The sequence below is a fragment of the Anaerococcus porci genome, from assembly GCF_034090325.1.
Taxonomy (GTDB): Bacteria; Bacillota; Clostridia; order Tissierellales; family Peptoniphilaceae; genus Anaerococcus; species Anaerococcus porci.
Genome location: NZ_JAXDSU010000060.1, coordinates 1 through 17,163, shown reverse-complemented (window position 1 = coordinate 17,163; position 17,163 = coordinate 1). Strand labels below are relative to the sequence as shown.

Sequence of the window (17,163 nt, the reverse complement as noted above, 5' to 3'; positions counted from 1 at the left end):
TAATTATATAATTGTAAGGTCTTTAATTCAATTAATTTAGCGAAAAAATTCATTATCATTTCATATTTTTTCAATAAAAGCTTAAAAAAAACTATCTTTTAATAAATCTTATTGAAAATTATGAATAGTTTAATATCTTCTTTATACAAATTTAACACTCAATAAAACTATCCTTATCTTTAAGATACAATTAATAATTTATATGTAAAGTTATTAGCTTCTTACATATTCTTAATTATCCACACCTAGTTTTTCAGTATTATTTGTATGTATAATAGTTAGAGAAATTGCCCAATCTTTTAACTTTTTATAAAGTATAAGAATATATTTGCTATGATTTTTATAATATTTTTACCTACTTTACTAAATATATCAACTTGAATTAAAGGAATTTATCTTTATCTTGTCAACTTATAGAATAAAAGCCTTATCCTATTATGTATCAAAATAAATTAAATCTTTCTTAATATATTCTTAGAGAAATCAAGTCAATAGTATAACAAAAATTTTCATTTATCCTAATAAGCATATAATCAAAATCATAGTCAGAATACTCCTCTTCTCACCTTTATTAGACACTCATTAAATTTTATTTTTTCATTGTTTCCTATCTTTCTAATATCTATATATCTTGTAAATATATCTTTTAATTATTTTATACCTTTTAGTATTTTTTCATTATATCATATTTTTAACAATATGACTATATTATTAAAATGAAATTGCAATATTTTTATTTATCATCTGATTTTCTTGTGAACTAACTTTATTAATTAAAGTAAATATTTATATGCAAAAATTCTAAATTTTTGCTATAATAATGGTGTAAATTATCGAATATATTTTAGGACTTATATGATTTCTATATTATTCGTTAATTACCATAATCAAAAAGAAGATCTTCCCCAAAATTTGAGGAAGGTCTTCCTTTTTACAAGGCAAAGTATAAAATAACTACTGATGTTAAGTTCCATAGGCTATGAAGATAGGCTGAAAGTCTTAGACTATTTGTAAGGTACCTAACCATAACTAGGACAAAACCTAGAGAAAAATAGACTAAAAATGAGTAAAGATCTGTAGGAATATGCATTAGGGCAAATACTATATTTGCAAGTATAAGGGATATAATATCTCTTAGGTTTTGGTCAGTTTTTTTAAAGATTTTTCTAATTATACCAGGTAAATACTCCCTAAATGTGTATTCTTCTACAGCTGGAGCAAGTAGTACCATGTAGGCTATAAGAGCTGGTGAAAAGTTTAAGGCTAACATATTTTCTATGGCTTCTTGGTTTTGTGATATAGAAGCATTTGATCCAAATATCATACCTAATAAATAAGATAATGTAAGAATTGATACAAAGCCTACCACTAGAACTTTTAAAGTGTTTAATACCCCCATCTTGTTTTGGTGTCTTCTATAAAAAATAAGATAGAAAATTAAGGTAAAAAGAGCGTATCCTACTGTTATAATAAAAACTATATCTCTACTCATTCCCATCATTATACTAGTTATAGCAGGTGTTGAGCCAAATAATATAAGTAAAATTAAAAGAATAAGTCCAATTATCCTATATTTTCCTATAAATCTTTTTGATAAATATTTCATAATACCCCTTTCATTTTCGTTAATACTAGATATTTACCCTAAATTTTATTGATTAGCTATTTTTATATTTTCTTGTATTTATCATTATAATCAAACTCACTAATGTTTTTTTGATAATTGACACATTTTGAAAAGAAAATCTAAAAATATTCATACTTAAATTCTATCGTACAATTATTATTTTTTAATATATTACTTTTAGTTCTTTCTAAGTTTCTAGCTATTATCTCTTCATATTAAGATTTTATGTCTTTGTTATTAATATCTTTAATATTTTCCTTAATTATCTCATTATATTTTACCTTAAAACTTGGATTTAATAATATATAAGACCACTTTCAAAGTATGTTCAATATATTTAATGCTATTCTTATTTTTCTTTATTTCTTATCATAATAAAATCTACATTTCTATATTGCTATAATATATATCAAGGCACAAAAAAAGAAGGGAAGATCCCCTCTTTACAGTATTTTAATACCTTATTTTATTTGCAATTATTCATATAGTCCAATTTTTTGGCAAAGCTCATCTATTTTGTCTATTATTTCACCTATAAAGTCAATTGTATCTTCTAGGGCCTTGGTGTTTGTCATATCTACTCCTGCTTTTTTAGCAAGATCCATTGGACTTAGAGTTGAGCCTAAGTTTAGAACTTCTCTCCATCTTTTTATATCTTCCTTATCTCCATGGATTAACTTTTCTGAAACTTGAGTTCCTATGGTAAGTCCTGCTGAGTAGGTATATGGGTAAAGTCCCATATAATAATGAGGTTGTCTCATCCATGTAAGTTCAGATCCATCTACAAGTTTGACATCACTTCCCCAGAACTCTTCTAGTTTTTCTCTAAAGATTTGGTTTAAGTCATCGCTTGATAGACTTTCTCCCTTATCTACTCTTTCATAGACTTCTCTTTGGAAAGCTGCCTCTAAAAAGTGAGTTACAAAGTTGTGGTAATAGGTTTTTGAAATCATTGTATCCAATACCCAAAGTTTTTGCTTATCATCTTTGGCGTTTTTTAGTAGATATCTTTCCATAGTGATTTCATTGGCGGTTGATGGACTTTCTACAAAATACATTGATACGTTAGTGTTTAGAGCGTCTTGATTTTTGTTGGCATTTTCAAAGTGTCCAGCGTGTCCTAGCTCGTGGGCAAGGGTCATTACTTGACTCATGTCCTTGTTGTAGGTTGTCATGATATAGGAGTGAACTCCGTAAGGAGTATCACAGAAGGCTCCAGTTCTTTTGCCTTCATTTTCTGCATAGTCTATCCATCTTTCTGAAAATGCTCTCTTAAGCATTTCTACATAATCATCTCCCAAAACTTTTAGACCATCAATTATATAATCTCTCGCTTCCTCTATTTCAATTTCTTTAGAAAATCCTGAATCAATGGAAAGTTTAAGGTCTGCATAAGTCATTTCATCTAATTTATAGACTTTTTTGATGATATTTGCATACTTTCTCATATATTTTGGAAGTTTTGCCATAATTGTGTCTATATGATTGTCATAGATTTCTCTTGGTATATCTTGGTAGGATAAAAGCATATCAATTACAGAATCAAAGCCTCTAAGTTTCGATACTATTTTCTCATTTTGCACTTGAGTATTATAGATAGCACCATTTCCTCTTTCATATCTTCTAAGGGCATCGTGGTAGTTTCTAAAGGCTTTTCTTCTTACTTCTGTGTTTTTATCAGCCTCGAAGTATTCTTCAAAGTTGTTGTGATTAAGATTTATCTTCTTACCATCAACTTCAATTGGATCTACTTTTATATCTCCATAACGCATGGAAGAATATTCACCATAAGGTGCATCAAATGTTGGGGCAAGTTTTGATAAAACTTCTTCTGCACTATCATCTAGAATATGGTCCTTTTTATCTAGGATTTTTTTAAGGTAATAGTCATAGTCTGGATTTTCTTTTCTAGTTTTATTTACTATATCTTCATCAATTTTTGTCAATAGTCCATCAAAAAATGTAAGATTTGATCCTATATCACTAGATATAGTACCAAATTTGGCATATCTTTTTTGAGGATGTGGGTCGTTTGCATCAACTTCTGTTGAGATTCCAGCAAAAGATCCTAACCTATGAAGTCTTGCCACTATATCTGATAGACTCTTTAAGGCCCTTTTTAATTTTTCACTAGAGTCTATCTCTTTAAATTCTTCTTTGAAATCTTCACTTAATTTTAGGGTGTTTTCTAATTCATCATAGAAAGCTTTGTCATTTTCAAATATATCTTCTAATTTCCAAGTTTCTTTTACATCAACTTCACTTCTTTTTTTCATAATTTCCTCCTAACTATCTATATTCCATTATACCCTTATAAAGGAGTATAATGAAAAAAACGGAGGTATTATGACTATAAATTTAAAAAAATTAGAAAATTATGCAAAACTTGCAGTAGAATTTGGTGTAAATGTTCAAGATGGTGAAGATGTTTTGATAAATTCTTCTATAGAGGATCCCTCTCTTGCAAGAATTATCACAAAACATGCTTATGAGAGTGGGGCTCGTAAGGTTAGCATAAATTGGAAAGATGAAGAAATCATAAAGCTTGACTACACATACCAAAATCAAAAAACTTTAAATGAAGTTCCAGACTATATAATAGAAAAAAATATCTATCAACTAGAAAAACATAGGTCTAATAGGATTTCAATTATTGGAGATGACCCAGATTTATTAAAAAATTTGGATCAAAAAAAGATAGCTGAGGCTGTAAGGGAGAATTCTTTAAAGCTTAAAGACTTTGTAAAATATACTATGAACGATATGGTTTCATGGCTTGTTATAGCCTATCCTACCAAGAAATGGGCTAAGAAAATTTTTCCCGAACTAAAAGAAGATGAAGCAGTAGATAAGCTTTGGGAATTAATTTTTGACGTAAGTCGTATAGATGAAGACTGGGATAATACTAAAAAGAATTGGCAAGACCATATAGAACTTTTGAATGAGAAGGCAAACTTTTTAAATGCTCATCAGTTCGATGAAGTTTGCTACAAGTCTTCTAACGGAACAGACCTTAGGGTAAAACTTCCTAAAAATCATATATGGATGTCAGCATCATCAAGAAATGAAAAGGGAGATACTTTCTTGCCAAATATACCAACAGAAGAAGTTTTCACCTCTCCTCAATATGATGGAGTAAATGGAAGACTTGTTGCAGTAAAACCACTTGTATATAATGGCGTGATTATAGATAAGTTTGAATTTACCTTTAAGGATGGACTTGTAGTAGACTTTAAGGCAGAAGTTGGGTATGATACTTTAAAGGAAATGCTAGAATCCGACCCAAATGCTAAAAGACTTGGAGAAATCGCCCTTGTACCATATCATTCTCCAATAAATGAATCCAATGTCTTATTCTTTAATACACTTTTTGATGAGAATGCCTCATGCCATTTCGCCCTAGGTAAGGCCTATCCTACTACTATAAAGGGTGGTACAGAAGTAGCTGACGAAGATCTGCACACCATAGGTCTAAATGATTCTTTAATCCATGAAGACTTCATGGTTGGAGCAAAAGATCTAGATATAAAGGCCTACAAAGATGGAAGAGAATATCAAATATTTAAAGATGGAAATTGGGCTAAATAAACTTAAGAATAAAAACTGAAGTTCTTTTTTAAAAAATAGCGAATTTCTATCTTTTCATGATTGTAAGTTAGTCTTAGAAAATTTCAAAAAAGTTTAATTGATATTTGATACCAAATCGTCATAAAGTAATTTGTAATGGTTTTTAAAGATTAATTCATTATAAAATTATCGATAAACTAACAATTATTGGTATTTAGCTACTATTATTTTTATGTAATATATTTCCTAGATTATTAATATATGTATTTAATATAAAAAGTAGATGAACTTTTTAAATTCATCTACTTTTTATATAGCTTGACTTAGATTTTCAGCTAATTTTTCGATTTTTTATAAGTTTTATTATCCTACTTACCACAAAAATAATAAGAATAAAATCTATAATCATAAATCCTACATAAATATAATTTGTTATCTTTACATTCTCACTTACTTCAATTTTTTCTGTCTTTTGATTTTCTGTAGGATTTTTTTCATCTTCTACTCTTCTTGCATTTACCAAAAGCCTATTTGGCCTTGGCCAAAAAAATGGATGACAGGTAAGAAGGGTTATTATATCTTCTCCCTTTTCTATTCTTAAGCTTTCCCAATCAAAAGGACCAATTACTTCTTTTGAAAATACTTTGTATGTTAGAGTCCTATCAGCTCTTTTTATATAAATTAAATCTCCATTTACCAAATCATCTGCATATAAGAGCATGGTATCTGCCCACCATCCCCTATGGCCTGCAAGGACTGAACGTGTTGATTCTCCTCCTACCGGGATTGATGAACCTGATACTTGTCCCAATCCCCAGGCTATATGGTCATAGCTTGCATCTAGATAAATTGGAATTACTTTTCCAAGTTTTGGTATTTCTATATAAGCAAATATATCATCTGGATTATCAAGAATTGATTTAGACCCGAAGTCCCCTACTTCAAATGGATCTGTCATTGATATGTCAGAATCTTTTATAGTTTCATTGTATGCTATAGCTCTTTTTTCTACCTCGTCTAGGATTTCTTTATCTTCCTCTGCTTGAGATTTCAATACTTTTTCATAGACCATTTTGTTTTCTATGTCGGAGTAGAATCTTTTTGCAATAGGAAAGGCTAGTATTATAAGACCTAGAAGTATTATTATATAGCCAAATATTTTCTTATTTTTCTTTGAGTCTTTCTTCAATATCTTTTACCTCCATGTTCATCTTTTTTTGACGATGTTTTTCTCTAATATAGGTTAGAATGGTAAATAAAAGTATAGGGATAAGAACTAAAAATAGTTGGTAGAAGTCTGGTCTTATCTTTGGGGTGTTGGCACTACCATCATCTATTGCCTGAGCATAATCTATTCTTTCTCCTCTTACTAAAAGCCTATGTGAATTTATCATATATGGTGTACAGGTAAGAAGGGTTGCATAATCTTTTTTATCAACTACTAAAATAGGATCAAAGTTAGTAGGCTCTACTACTTGAATTTTATCCACCTTGTAGGCTAAAGTTTCTTTTATATTGTGGATATAGAAAATATCTCCCTCTGTAAGTTGATTAAGATACCTAAATAAGACTGCGTTAGGAAGGCCTCTGTGAGCTGTGATTACCGTATGGGTGGAATCTCCCCCTATAGGAAGCGAAGTTCCCTCAAGGTGACCTGCTCCCTTTTCAAGAACATCATCGCTTGTTCCTGCATATATTGGGATATCTACTGCAATTTTTGGTATTTCAATATGCCCTAACATCTCATGGACTTCAAGCATTCTTGCATAGTCGGCCTTAGCCTCTTTTACCTTTTCATCATAAGGGTCAGAGATTATAGATGGATCTAAGGTTTGGTTGTAAACTCTCGCTAATTCCATCCTTTTTTCTAGGTCTTCTTTGCTTACATCATCCTTAGCCTTTTTAAATTCTATGATTTCATCTTTGGCCTCTATCTCGTAGAATTTTTGGCTTATAAAAGGATAGGAGAAGATAAGAAAACCCACTAGGAATATGAGTAAAAAAGGTAGATTTCTTCTTATGTCTTTTTTACTTAACTTCATCATCTTTACCTAAATTTTCTATTTGGTTTTTGATTTCATCAATTTTTTTACTTGTCTTATTATTTTCTTTCCTTAGTTTTCTTATTCTAAATAGGAGAATTATTATAATAATAAGGGCTATAAAGAATAGAATCCTAAAGATCCAGTTGGTTTTGGCTTCTTTAATCAATTCTTCATCTACACTTTCTACATATTCTACCCTGTGACCCCTTACTAAAAGTCTATGTGAATTTATCATAAAAGGAGTACAAGTAAGTAAGGTTGCATAATCATGCCCTGGAAAAATCATAAGATCTTCAAAGTTTGTAGGCTCTATTACTTTGATTTGATCAACTTGATAGGCAAGGGTTTCTTTAATATTATGTATATAAAACTTATCTCCTATTTTAAGTTGGTCAATATTTGTAAATAGAGTCTTTTCTGGTAGACCTCTATGGGCTGTAAGGACTGTATGAGTGTTGTTTCCACCTATAGGAAGAGAGGTTCCTTCAAGGTGGCCTACACCAATTTGTAATACATCTTCACTAGTTCCTGCATAGATGGGTAGGTCTTGATTTATCTTTGGTATTTCTATATGACCTATCATTTCCTCTACTTCGAGCATTCTTGCGTACTCCCTCTTGCCAGCTTCTTGTTTTTCCTTAGCAAATGGATCTTCCGGTACAACTCCTGATAGAGCATCATTATATGCTTTTGCAAGACCAATTCTTCTATCTATTTCTTCCTTATCAATCTTTGACTTACCTTGGTTAAATATTTCTACTTGTTCCTTTGAATCTAAGGTATAGTACCATCTTGATATTATAGGATAAAGAAGAACCAATATCCCTATTAGAAATATCAGCTTCCATAATATATCTTTTAATGTAATTTTTTTCTTTTTTTTATTCTTACTCATTAAATCACCTATTTTAAAGTCCTTGTTTATTATATCTTACACTACTTGATAATTTTAATAAAGAATTTTTGTAAATATATAATTTCAGGACATTTTCTTCTTCTGCTCTATCTATAAGTGAAAGGAGATAAGATATGAAAATTAGAATATTGTTTAAAATCAATGATGGTGCAGAAGAAAAAAAGATTTCTAGAACTTTTTCAAATTTAAATGAAGCATTAAGTAATGAAAATCTTAAAAACTTTGCCCAAGCCTACATGTCACTTACTGACATTACTGCTTATACAGTAGAAAAAATAACAAGTGAAGAAATATAAGGAAGGAGTAAAAAATGGAAAATAGAAAATTAAAATTAGGATTTAAGGATGACTTCAATAAGTCAAAGACCATATCAGTTGACTATCCAAAAGCAGACCTTAACAATCAAGAAGTAAGGACTGCTATGGATAAGATTATAGAAAGCAAGGTAATAGAAACAAAAGATGGCAAGGTAAGTAAAGTTGACAAAGCCTATATAGAAAGAGTTTCAAGAGACGAAATCAATGTAAATGAAATAATTTAAGTAAAGCTGGCTTAGGCCAGCTTTTTAAATACTAAATTTAAATAAAACTTATCAGTCTTAATGGAATTTAAGGTCTATTATTTTAACCTTAAAGTTCTTTTAGGCAAATAATAAAGTCCTAAAAGGACTTTAGCAAATTAAACTTTTATATAAATTTCCTATAGACTAAGTATGTCGACAAATAAATAGCGATCGCAGTAAGGAAATTTTATGAAAATATGTATAGAAAACTTGGATGCGATTATAAGAAAGTACAAACCACTTATCATAAGCACTATAAACAAGTTTCCAATCTATGATAGGAATGAAGCCTATATCAAAGCTTATGACTTTATCCTTAATATAGTGGAAGACTATGATGAAAAAAGAGGAAAATTTGGAGGCTATATAAAATATAGACTATATTATTACTTTCTAGATATGAGTAAAAAGAAAGAGGCAATATCCCTAAATGATAAAGATAAAAAGGGAATAGAACTAATAGAAAATCTTAAAGATAATATAGACATAGAGAAAGATTTGATTAAAAATGTCGAAATAAAAGTATTAAATGATGCAATAAAAAAGCTTAACAAAAGACAAAGAGATATAATCTATCTAAAATACAACAAAAATTTCTCCCACAAGAAGATAGGAAGTTTATTAAATATTAGCCCTAAAACCGTAACTAATATTCATGGTGATATTATATATAAGCTAAGAAGGATTTTACGTGAAGAAGAGATTTTAGAAAATTTTTAGTTTTTTATAAAATTTCATAAGTTCTAAATAGAGGAATTAAAGCTTATAATTGATTTTTTGATTTCATTAAAATAGTTTCATCGGAAATTCTTTTATTAAGATATAAAACAAGCCAATAATTGACTAATAAGATGAAATATAGTACACTTAATGTCTAGAGAAGACTTTCTTCTGTGGGGAAAGGAGGCTTTATGGACAATATTATCGCCATCTTACCTATTGAAATCAAAGGTTTTGGTATTGGTTGTGAGGTCTATTATACATCTCATATTGTAAAAGATAAGAGATCATGTGAACTTTTTTTGAAACATTTGTGTGCCAAAAGGGCTATTTCTGTAAAACTTATGCACAAAAGAATGAAGGATATCTTGAAAGTTTCAAGGAATTTACCTTATTTTATTGATTCCTTCAATATATTTTTTCCCTTTAAGATAAATGAAACTGACCATGATAATCTTAGGAGAGCTTTTGTAAATGCCTTTTATGTTGAAAATATCAAAGATTCTACTATTTTTCTCAAAAATGGGTCTACTCTTTCAAGTCTTAATAAGGATAAGTCCTTAAAAAATAATTTTAACCATGCAAGTAAGGTGATGTACATGGCCTTAGCTAAAGAATCTACTAATTTTAAAAAAAGGCTTGAGCTTTATCAAAGTCTTAATATACTTGATTTTTAAAAAACAGGCTCCCTCAAAAAGGGAGCCTGAAATCTTAGATAATATTTATCCTTCATATGCTTCTTTATCTACAAATAAATAGCAATTTGGGTGAAGGTGTAGTAGGCTTGCTGGGAAATTTGTGTCAATTTTATCATCTTCTATAATTTTCTTTACAGCATCAAACTTATTTTTTCCACTTGCAAGTACAATTATGGTTTTTGCATTGAAAGCATCTGCCATTCCCATTGATATTGCGTATTTTGGAACATCTTCTTCTGATTTAAAAAATCTTGAATTTGCCTTTATAGTTTCATCTGTAAGCTTAACTATAGATGTTCTTTTGTTAAGTTTGTCAGCTGGTTCGTTAAAGGCTATATGTCCATTGTTTCCAAGTCCTAGTATTTGAATATCTCTAGGTCCCATTTCATCAAGAACTTTGTCATATTCTTTAGCATATTTTTCGTCATTTGTATCAGCCTTTGGTAGGTGGGTATTTTCTTTTTTAATATTTACCTTGTTAAATAAGTTTTCATCCATAAAATATTGATAAGATTGTTCATTTTTTGGGTCAATTCCTACATATTCATCAAGGTTTACTGACTTAGCCCAGTGGAAAGATATTTCTCCATCTTTTTGTGCTTTTACTAAATTTTCATAAAGTCCAACTGGTGTTGAACCTGTTGCAAGTCCTAATTTTGATTGTGGCTTTTCTACTAAAAGGCTTTTAAATAAGTCTGCTGCCTTTTTGCTCATCTCTTCATATGAATCACTTACTATAACTTTCATATAAAATCCTTTCTTTATTTGTTTGTTTCTTTTTATATTTTACTGGTTATTGGTTTTTTTTAAATGCTAATTTTTAAATGAATGAACTGGAGCTGGTATTCTTCCACCACGATTTATAAAATCAGCTGAAGAAGACTGTCTTATATCCATAATTGGAGCATAACCTAATAACCCACCAAATTCGGCATAATCACCACACTTTTTGCCATAGACAGGAATTACTCTTACTGCTGTTGTTTTTTGATTAATAACACCAATTGCTGCCTCATCTAAAATCATAGCTGATATAGTAGAAGCCTCAGTATCTCCAGGGATTGCTATCATGTCAAGTCCCACAGAACATACACTTGTCATAGCTTCAAGTTTATCAAAGGTCAAATGTCCTGCATCTGCCGCCTTAATCATAGCTTCATCCTCACTTACAGGAATAAAAGCTCCTGAAAGTCCTCCAACAGATGATGATGCCATAAGACCTCCCTTTTTTACTGCATCATTTAGCATAGCAAGAGCTGCTGTTGTTCCATGTCCCCCAACATGCTCTATTCCTATCTCTTCAAGTATTCTTCCTACGCTATCTCCAATAGCTGGGGTAGGTGCTAAGGATAAGTCAAGGATTCCAAATTCCTTGCCAAGTCTTTTAGCTACATCACGACCAATTAAATCTCCCATTCTTGTAATCTTAAAAGCAGTCTTTTTGATAGTTTCATAGACCTCATTTATTGGTTTTTTCTTATCTTTTTCAATAGCAGCCTTGACAACTCCAGGTCCTGATACACCAACATTTATAACAGTATCAGCCTCTCCTACCCCAAGAAAAGATCCTGCCATAAATGGATTGTCCTCAACTGCATTAGCAAAGGCTACAAACTTTGCACAACCTAGAGAATCTTGGTCTTTGGTAAGTTTGGCTAAGTCTTTAATTCTCTCTCCTATAAGCTTAACTGCATCAAGATTAATACCTGCTCTTGTAGATCCTACATTTACAGATGAACAAACATAATCAGTAGTTGAAAGGGCGTGTGGAATAGAATTTATCAAAATTTCATCAGATTTTGTCATAGATTTTTGAACAAGGGCAGAAAAACCACCGACAAAATCAACTCCAACATCTTTTGCCACCTTATCAAGAACTTCTGCATATATCGTATAATCATCCAAAGCTGAGCTTGCTGCAACTAAGGAAATAGGTGTTACTGAAATTCTGTTATTTATTATAGGAACTCCATATATCTCTGATACTTTTTTGGTAGTTTCAGTGAAATTCTCACATTCTTTCATCATCTTTTCATAGATTTTTTGGGTTGATTTCTTATAGTCACTATCGGCACAATCAAGAAGGTTGATTCCCATAGTAATAGTTCTAATATCCAAATGCTCTTGGTCAAGCATCTTTATTGTTTCAATAATTTGCTTAGTATCCATAACTAAATCCTTGCCATCTTATCAAAAAGTTCTTCGTTTTGGAGCCTTAAATCAAGGCCAATCTCCTTAGAAAGCTTCCCTATAGCCTTATTTACATTTTCAAAAGAATCATTAGACTCTTTTAAGTCAACATTTAAAATAGCAACAAACTTATCATCCATAATAGTTTGACTAAAATCTAGGATGTTGATATTGAACTTAAAAAGTAGTTCAGAAACCTTATATACAATACCCGGTTTGTCATTTCCAATCACTGTCAAAATTGCTTTCATAATATTCTCCTATTTTTCCAAAGTTTCTACTAGAACTATTTTAGCATAATAAAGTGAAATTTAAAACAAGCTTTTTAGACCCATTATTAAAGGGACAAAATGAACATCCCTTTTGTCCCATGTTATAAACTATTCTTATTAAAAAATCTCATTTTAATTATGCATATGCCTATAATAATTAAAGAGAATTTGTTTTGGTGCACTTGAATCTAAAGCTTTCCCCCACCCGCATAGCAGATGTTTTTTGCTTTACTATATTCCATTTGCTCAACTAACTTAAGTGTACAATAAAAAACTGCCATTTGGCAGCTTTTCTGTAGACAAAGTACTTTGAAATTTATTATACACAAAACTTCTTACATCTAGTTAAAGAACAGAACATTACTTTAACTTAAGTAAATAGTAAAGGAAAGTCCCTTTATATCTAAATTAATTATATAGTAAAGAAAAACTTATTAGCTTTATTCATTAATTTACTCTCTGCAATAAAAATTTGTCTTTTTTCAAATTCTTATTTATTCTCTTTTGTTAGGATTTCGTAGATTTCGTCTCTATTTGCATTTTCTACAAGATTATTTACTACTTCTTCTGCATTGATTTTATTTGCTACGTTTGCTAGTATTCCTATGTGGTCATCGTCTTTTCCAGCTATTCCTACTATTAGTTTTACAAGCTCTCCGTCCCAATCTACTCCTTTTTTACTAACTATAACAACTATTCCAGATTTTTTTATAGATTTTTTAGTTTCACTAGTCCCATGAGGTATGGCAAGACCTATACCAAAGTGAGTTGGAGCTTCCTTTTCTCTTTGAAGCATACCAGCCTCATATTCCTTATCTACATAACCTGATTTTTCCATAAGTTCTTGAACTTTCTTTATAACTTCTTCCTTACTAACAAATGTTTCATCAAGGATTATATTTTCTTTTTTTAATATTTGCCTATAAGTTTTATTTTTCATTTTCTTTTCTTCAAAGCTTTCATAATACTTGCCTTCTTGATTTTTAATTTCGGATAATAACCTATCTAAATTGACATCATTAAGATAATTCTCTATTGTTATAATATTATAATTTCCAAGTTTTCTTTTTGCCCTGTCATACAGGTTTTTGTGTAATACAACTACATCATAATCACTTGGAACTTCTTCTATGGTAAAGTTTTTAACTTGAATACTGTTTATGTTGTTATCTTTTAGCATTTTTGCAAATCTTGATGCTCCCATGGCAGATGAACCCATTCCAGCATCACAAGCAAAGGCAACTTTACTAATTTTTCCTGTGATTTTCTTATTTTGTTTCATTTCTTTAGTTTGAGCTTCATATTTTCCTATATTTTCTTCGCTTTCCTTGCTAGCTTTAAGAATTAATGATGTAACTAAGAAACTTACAAGAGTTGCTACAAAAACTCCTAATATAACTCCAAAGTAGTTTCCTCTTGGGGTTAGGGCAAGGTAGGAGATGATTGAACCTGGTGATGGTCCCGCTGTTAATCCAACTCCTAGTAGGTTAAAGATAAAGGTTCCTGACATTCCACCTAAAATCATTGCTATTATTGTGATAGGTTTCATCAATACATATGGAAAGTATAGCTCGTGGATACCACCTATAAAGTGGATTACTATAGCTCCTGGTGCTGATTTTCTAGCTGATTCATTGCCAAAAAGGGTATATGCTAGTAAAAGTCCTAGACCTGGTCCTGGATTTGATGCCACCATGAAGTATATGGATTTTCCTGTAGCAAGGGTTTCTTGCATACCTAATGGGTAGTAGATACCTTGATCTATTACGTTATTGAGAAATAACACTTTAGCTGGTTCATTTATCACTGAAAGTAAAGGTAAAAATCCTGTTGATACTAATACTTCGATTGCCTTTGTTATTAGAATATTTAACGATTCTATAAGTGGTCCTATAAATAAATAAGATAGAATCATTAGGATAAAGCCTAAAATACCAATAGCAAAGTTATTAACTACCATTTCAAAACCAGACCTAATCTTATTTCCAAGTAATGAATCTACTTTTTTCATGATATATCCACCAAGAGGTCCCATTATCATGGCCCCTAGAAACATTGGTATTTCGGCTCCTATTATAAGTCCCATTGTTGCTATGCTACCTAGTACTCCACCCCTTTTTCCACCTACCATGGTTCCGCCAGTATTTGCTAAAAGTAATGGTAGGAGGTATTTAACTGATGGAGCAACAAGGCCTGCCAATTTTTTATTTGGAAACCAACCTGATTCGATAAATAGGGCTGTTACAAGACCCCAAGCTATAAAGGCGCCTATGTTTGGTAAGACCATATTTGTTAGAAATCCACCAAATGACTGAACTCTTCCTCTAATTGATATTTTTTCTGACATTTCTTACTCCTCACTCAAGATTTGCATGGTATTGCCATAGTTTGACCATATCGATATTTTTGTCATTAACTATTTTCAAAGCTATAGAATCACCTAGTATTAATAACGCTTGTTCAAACAAACTTGTCATAGGTTGCTTGCTTAGAAGCTCATCTTTTAGATTTAATTTAGTATTTGTTGGTATCCTAAGCATGATATCAGTATATTCTTTCATGCTTGAATTAGGGTTTGAACCTATGTAACAAACCATTGCTCCTATCTCTTTTGCCTTTTTTGCTATGCTTAAAGGATAGAGACTTTCTCCACTTCCTGAACCTACTATAAGCAAATCGTTTTCAGAAATAGCAGGCTCTGTTATCTCCCCAACTACATGACAGCTTACACCAAGGTGGGATAGCCTTTTGGCTATAGCCTCAAGTGAAAGCTTAACTCTTCCTACACCTACAAAAAATACCTTCTCAGACTTATTAATTTTTTCTATTAACTCATCAACTTGTTTTTCATCAATTTTTTCAAATAAGTTGGATAACTCACCCAAAATAATTCCATAAGATTCTTTAAAGTCCATTTTCTGCCTCCTTTATACTTTTTATGATGTTTTCCCTATTTTCCTTAAGATTTAAGCCTTTCTTATACAAACTTTTTGAACCTAAAACCAAGTCTCTTGCACCATATGATATATAGTCATTAAACTTATCAGTACTTACCCTTCCATCTAGTTGTATTTTTGCCTTAGAGTTTGATCTATCAATCATTTCTTTGATATTTTTAATCTTCTCTAGACCATATTTTATTTGCCCTTCATTTTTGTTTGTTGCATAGCCTGGATTTATCATCATAATTAAGACAGAGTCTAGTTGGTCTATTACGTATTTTAGAACACTTTCATCCCTCGCAGGTGTAAGGGCAACTCCTACTTCTATGCCTGCATTTTTTACTATATCTATATATCTTTGGACATGAACTGATGTTTCTTCATGGAAGCTAATCCTATCAACATTTAAGTTAATCATCTCTTTTATAAAGTATTCGTTGTTGACACTCATTATATGAACATCAATATACATATCAGTATATTTTCTAATTTCTTTTATTGTTTCAAGTCCAAGTGGCATAGATGGGGCAAAAGCTCCATCTATAACATCTATGTGTAGCCTATCAAAGCCTGATTCTTTAAGCTCATCAATGCTTTTTTCAAGATTTAATAAGTTAGCACACATTATGGATGGTGATAGTAAAGTCTTCATTTGTGCTCCTTTTTTTGCGTGTTTATGCTGTTTTATCTTATATTACCATCGTAAACACGCATTGTCAAGCATTTTCCTGTATTTTTTTGCATGTTTGCTTGATTTTTTAGATAATCTAGGTAAATTCTTATTAGGAGAATATATGTTAAAAGCTGAAAGACAAGAAAAGATTATTGAGATTCTCGAAGTTGAACACAAGGTTATAGCAAGCGAGCTAAGTAAAAGGTTTGACGTTTCAGAGGACACTATTAGAAGAGATTTAAAAGAATTAGATAATTTAGGAAAACTTAAAAGGGTTCACAGTGGAGCTTTAAAGATTGGACCAAAGATTACCAATTTTGAATATAGATCGAAGATTGGTCAGGAAGAAAAAAAAATCATGGCTAAAAAAGCACTTCCATTTATAAAGGAGAACTCCCTTATAGTTATAGATGGTGGAACTACAAACAACACCCTTATAAATCAAATTCCTCTAGACTTTAAGTGTAAGATTATTACAAATTCCATACCTATAGCAGTGAGTCTTAACAACCACAAGAATATAGAGTGTATAGTCTTGGGTGGAGACTATGACAAAAGAACTATGAGTAATTTCGGACCAATGACCCTAAAAGAACTTGATTACTTTGTTCCAGACATTTATATAATGGGAGTTTACAATATTAATCTCGAATATGGTGTAAGTGTAAATACCTTTGAAGAGTCTGTCATAAAAAAGAAAATGAGTGATATTTCTACAGATGTCTTATGTATGGTTACAAAGGATAAGCTTGAAACTGTGAGCAATTACAAGCATACGAACTTAAAGGATATAACTTATCTTATAACATCTAATTGGGAAGATAAGTTTAAGAAAAAATATAGAAAATTTATTGAAAAGGTAATTTAAATAATTAAACTATCGAGACTGTTGAAAGTTTTGTGTATAGAAACCTCCTGATTAGGGTAAAGAAAAACTAACCAGGAGGAATT

General features: G+C 30.7%; 17 protein-coding genes. 6 read left to right on the top strand and 11 right to left on the bottom strand.

Annotation, left to right across the window (positions count from 1 at the left end; genetic code table 11):
• Positions 1–931 precede the first annotated feature (931 nt).
• Both SOR60_RS06210 and pepF read right to left on the bottom strand, forming a co-directional pair.
• Positions 932–1,606, bottom strand: coding sequence for a CPBP family intramembrane glutamic endopeptidase (locus tag SOR60_RS06210; protein WP_320595505.1), 675 nt, complete (start codon positions 1,604–1,606; stop codon positions 932–934).
• A 497-nt stretch (positions 1,607–2,103) separates the two neighbouring features.
• A complete protein-coding gene (pepF, locus tag SOR60_RS06205; protein ID WP_320595504.1) occupies positions 2,104–3,903 on the bottom strand; it encodes an oligoendopeptidase F in 1,800 nt (599 codons plus the stop codon).
• Between the two features lie 70 nt (positions 3,904–3,973).
• On the opposite strand from pepF, the gene SOR60_RS06200 reads away from it, so the two are divergent.
• Positions 3,974–5,215 carry an aminopeptidase gene (locus SOR60_RS06200; protein WP_320595503.1) on the top strand — a complete coding sequence of 414 codons (1,242 nt, stop codon included), beginning with the start codon at positions 3,974–3,976 and terminating at the stop codon, positions 5,213–5,215.
• Between the two features lie 310 nt (positions 5,216–5,525).
• On the opposite strand, the gene SOR60_RS06195 is transcribed toward SOR60_RS06200, so the two are convergent.
• Genes SOR60_RS06195 through SOR60_RS06185 form a run of 3 tightly spaced genes read right to left on the bottom strand, consistent with a single transcriptional unit; the run spans position 5,526 to position 8,134 of the window.
• Positions 5,526–6,383 carry a class C sortase gene (locus SOR60_RS06195; protein WP_176269540.1) on the bottom strand — a complete coding sequence of 286 codons (858 nt, stop codon included), beginning with the start codon at positions 6,381–6,383 and terminating at the stop codon, positions 5,526–5,528.
• On the bottom strand, positions 6,358–7,236 hold the full coding sequence (locus SOR60_RS06190) for a class C sortase (protein ID WP_154539555.1): 879 nt from the start codon (positions 7,234–7,236) through the stop codon (positions 6,358–6,360). The genes SOR60_RS06195 and SOR60_RS06190 overlap by 26 nt, the downstream gene beginning before the upstream one ends.
• Positions 7,223–8,134 (bottom strand): class C sortase, encoded by a 912-nt coding sequence (locus SOR60_RS06185; RefSeq protein WP_154539557.1) that lies wholly within the window; start codon positions 8,132–8,134, stop codon positions 7,223–7,225. Before SOR60_RS06185 ends, SOR60_RS06190 begins: the two co-directional genes overlap by 14 nt.
• A gap of 134 nt (positions 8,135–8,268) precedes the next feature.
• Here SOR60_RS06185 and SOR60_RS06180 point away from each other — a divergent pair, with 134 nt between their 5' ends.
• From SOR60_RS06180 to SOR60_RS06165, 4 genes are all read left to right on the top strand, one after another.
• Positions 8,269–8,451: a DUF1659 domain-containing protein gene (locus tag SOR60_RS06180; RefSeq protein WP_320595502.1), complete on the top strand. Its 183-nt coding sequence runs from the start codon at positions 8,269–8,271 to the stop codon at positions 8,449–8,451.
• Positions 8,452–8,465: 14 nt separating this feature from the next.
• Complete coding sequence (locus SOR60_RS06175; RefSeq protein WP_320595501.1) at positions 8,466–8,696, top strand: DUF2922 domain-containing protein; 231 nt, start codon at positions 8,466–8,468, stop codon at positions 8,694–8,696.
• Between the two features lie 210 nt (positions 8,697–8,906).
• Positions 8,907–9,437, top strand: a complete 531-nt coding sequence (locus SOR60_RS06170) for a sigma-70 family RNA polymerase sigma factor (RefSeq protein WP_154539563.1) — start codon at positions 8,907–8,909, stop codon at positions 9,435–9,437.
• 191 nt (positions 9,438–9,628) lie between these two features.
• Positions 9,629–10,114, top strand: coding sequence for a hypothetical protein (locus SOR60_RS06165; RefSeq protein WP_320595500.1), 486 nt, complete (start codon positions 9,629–9,631; stop codon positions 10,112–10,114).
• A gap of 45 nt (positions 10,115–10,159) precedes the next feature.
• On the opposite strand, the gene nagB is transcribed toward SOR60_RS06165, so the two are convergent.
• The 6 genes from nagB to SOR60_RS06135 all read right to left on the bottom strand — a co-directional run bounded on the left by nagB (position 10,160) and on the right by SOR60_RS06135 (position 16,191).
• Complete coding sequence (gene nagB, locus SOR60_RS06160; RefSeq protein WP_154539567.1) at positions 10,160–10,882, bottom strand: glucosamine-6-phosphate deaminase; 723 nt, start codon at positions 10,880–10,882, stop codon at positions 10,160–10,162.
• Positions 10,883–10,948: 66 nt separating this feature from the next.
• Positions 10,949–12,304 (bottom strand): PFL family protein, encoded by a 1,356-nt coding sequence (locus SOR60_RS06155; RefSeq protein WP_320595499.1) that lies wholly within the window; start codon positions 12,302–12,304, stop codon positions 10,949–10,951.
• A gap of 2 nt (positions 12,305–12,306) precedes the next feature.
• A complete protein-coding gene (locus SOR60_RS06150) occupies positions 12,307–12,576 on the bottom strand; it encodes an ACT domain-containing protein (protein ID WP_154539571.1) in 270 nt (89 codons plus the stop codon).
• Positions 12,577–13,087: 511 nt separating this feature from the next.
• Positions 13,088–14,944, bottom strand: coding sequence for a PTS mannitol transporter subunit IICBA (locus SOR60_RS06145; protein WP_176269541.1), 1,857 nt, complete (start codon positions 14,942–14,944; stop codon positions 13,088–13,090).
• Positions 14,945–14,954: 10 nt separating this feature from the next.
• Positions 14,955–15,512, bottom strand: coding sequence for a 6-phospho-3-hexuloisomerase (hxlB, locus tag SOR60_RS06140; RefSeq protein ID WP_154539575.1), 558 nt, complete (start codon positions 15,510–15,512; stop codon positions 14,955–14,957).
• Positions 15,502–16,191, bottom strand: coding sequence for a ribulose-phosphate 3-epimerase (locus SOR60_RS06135; protein WP_154539577.1), 690 nt, complete (start codon positions 16,189–16,191; stop codon positions 15,502–15,504). The genes hxlB and SOR60_RS06135 overlap by 11 nt, the downstream gene beginning before the upstream one ends.
• Positions 16,192–16,333: 142 nt before the next feature.
• Between SOR60_RS06135 and SOR60_RS06130 the strand changes: the two genes are divergently transcribed.
• Entirely contained in the window at positions 16,334–17,080 is a 747-nt protein-coding gene (locus SOR60_RS06130) for a DeoR/GlpR family DNA-binding transcription regulator (RefSeq protein ID WP_154539579.1), read from the top strand.
• Positions 17,081–17,163 lie beyond the last annotated feature (83 nt).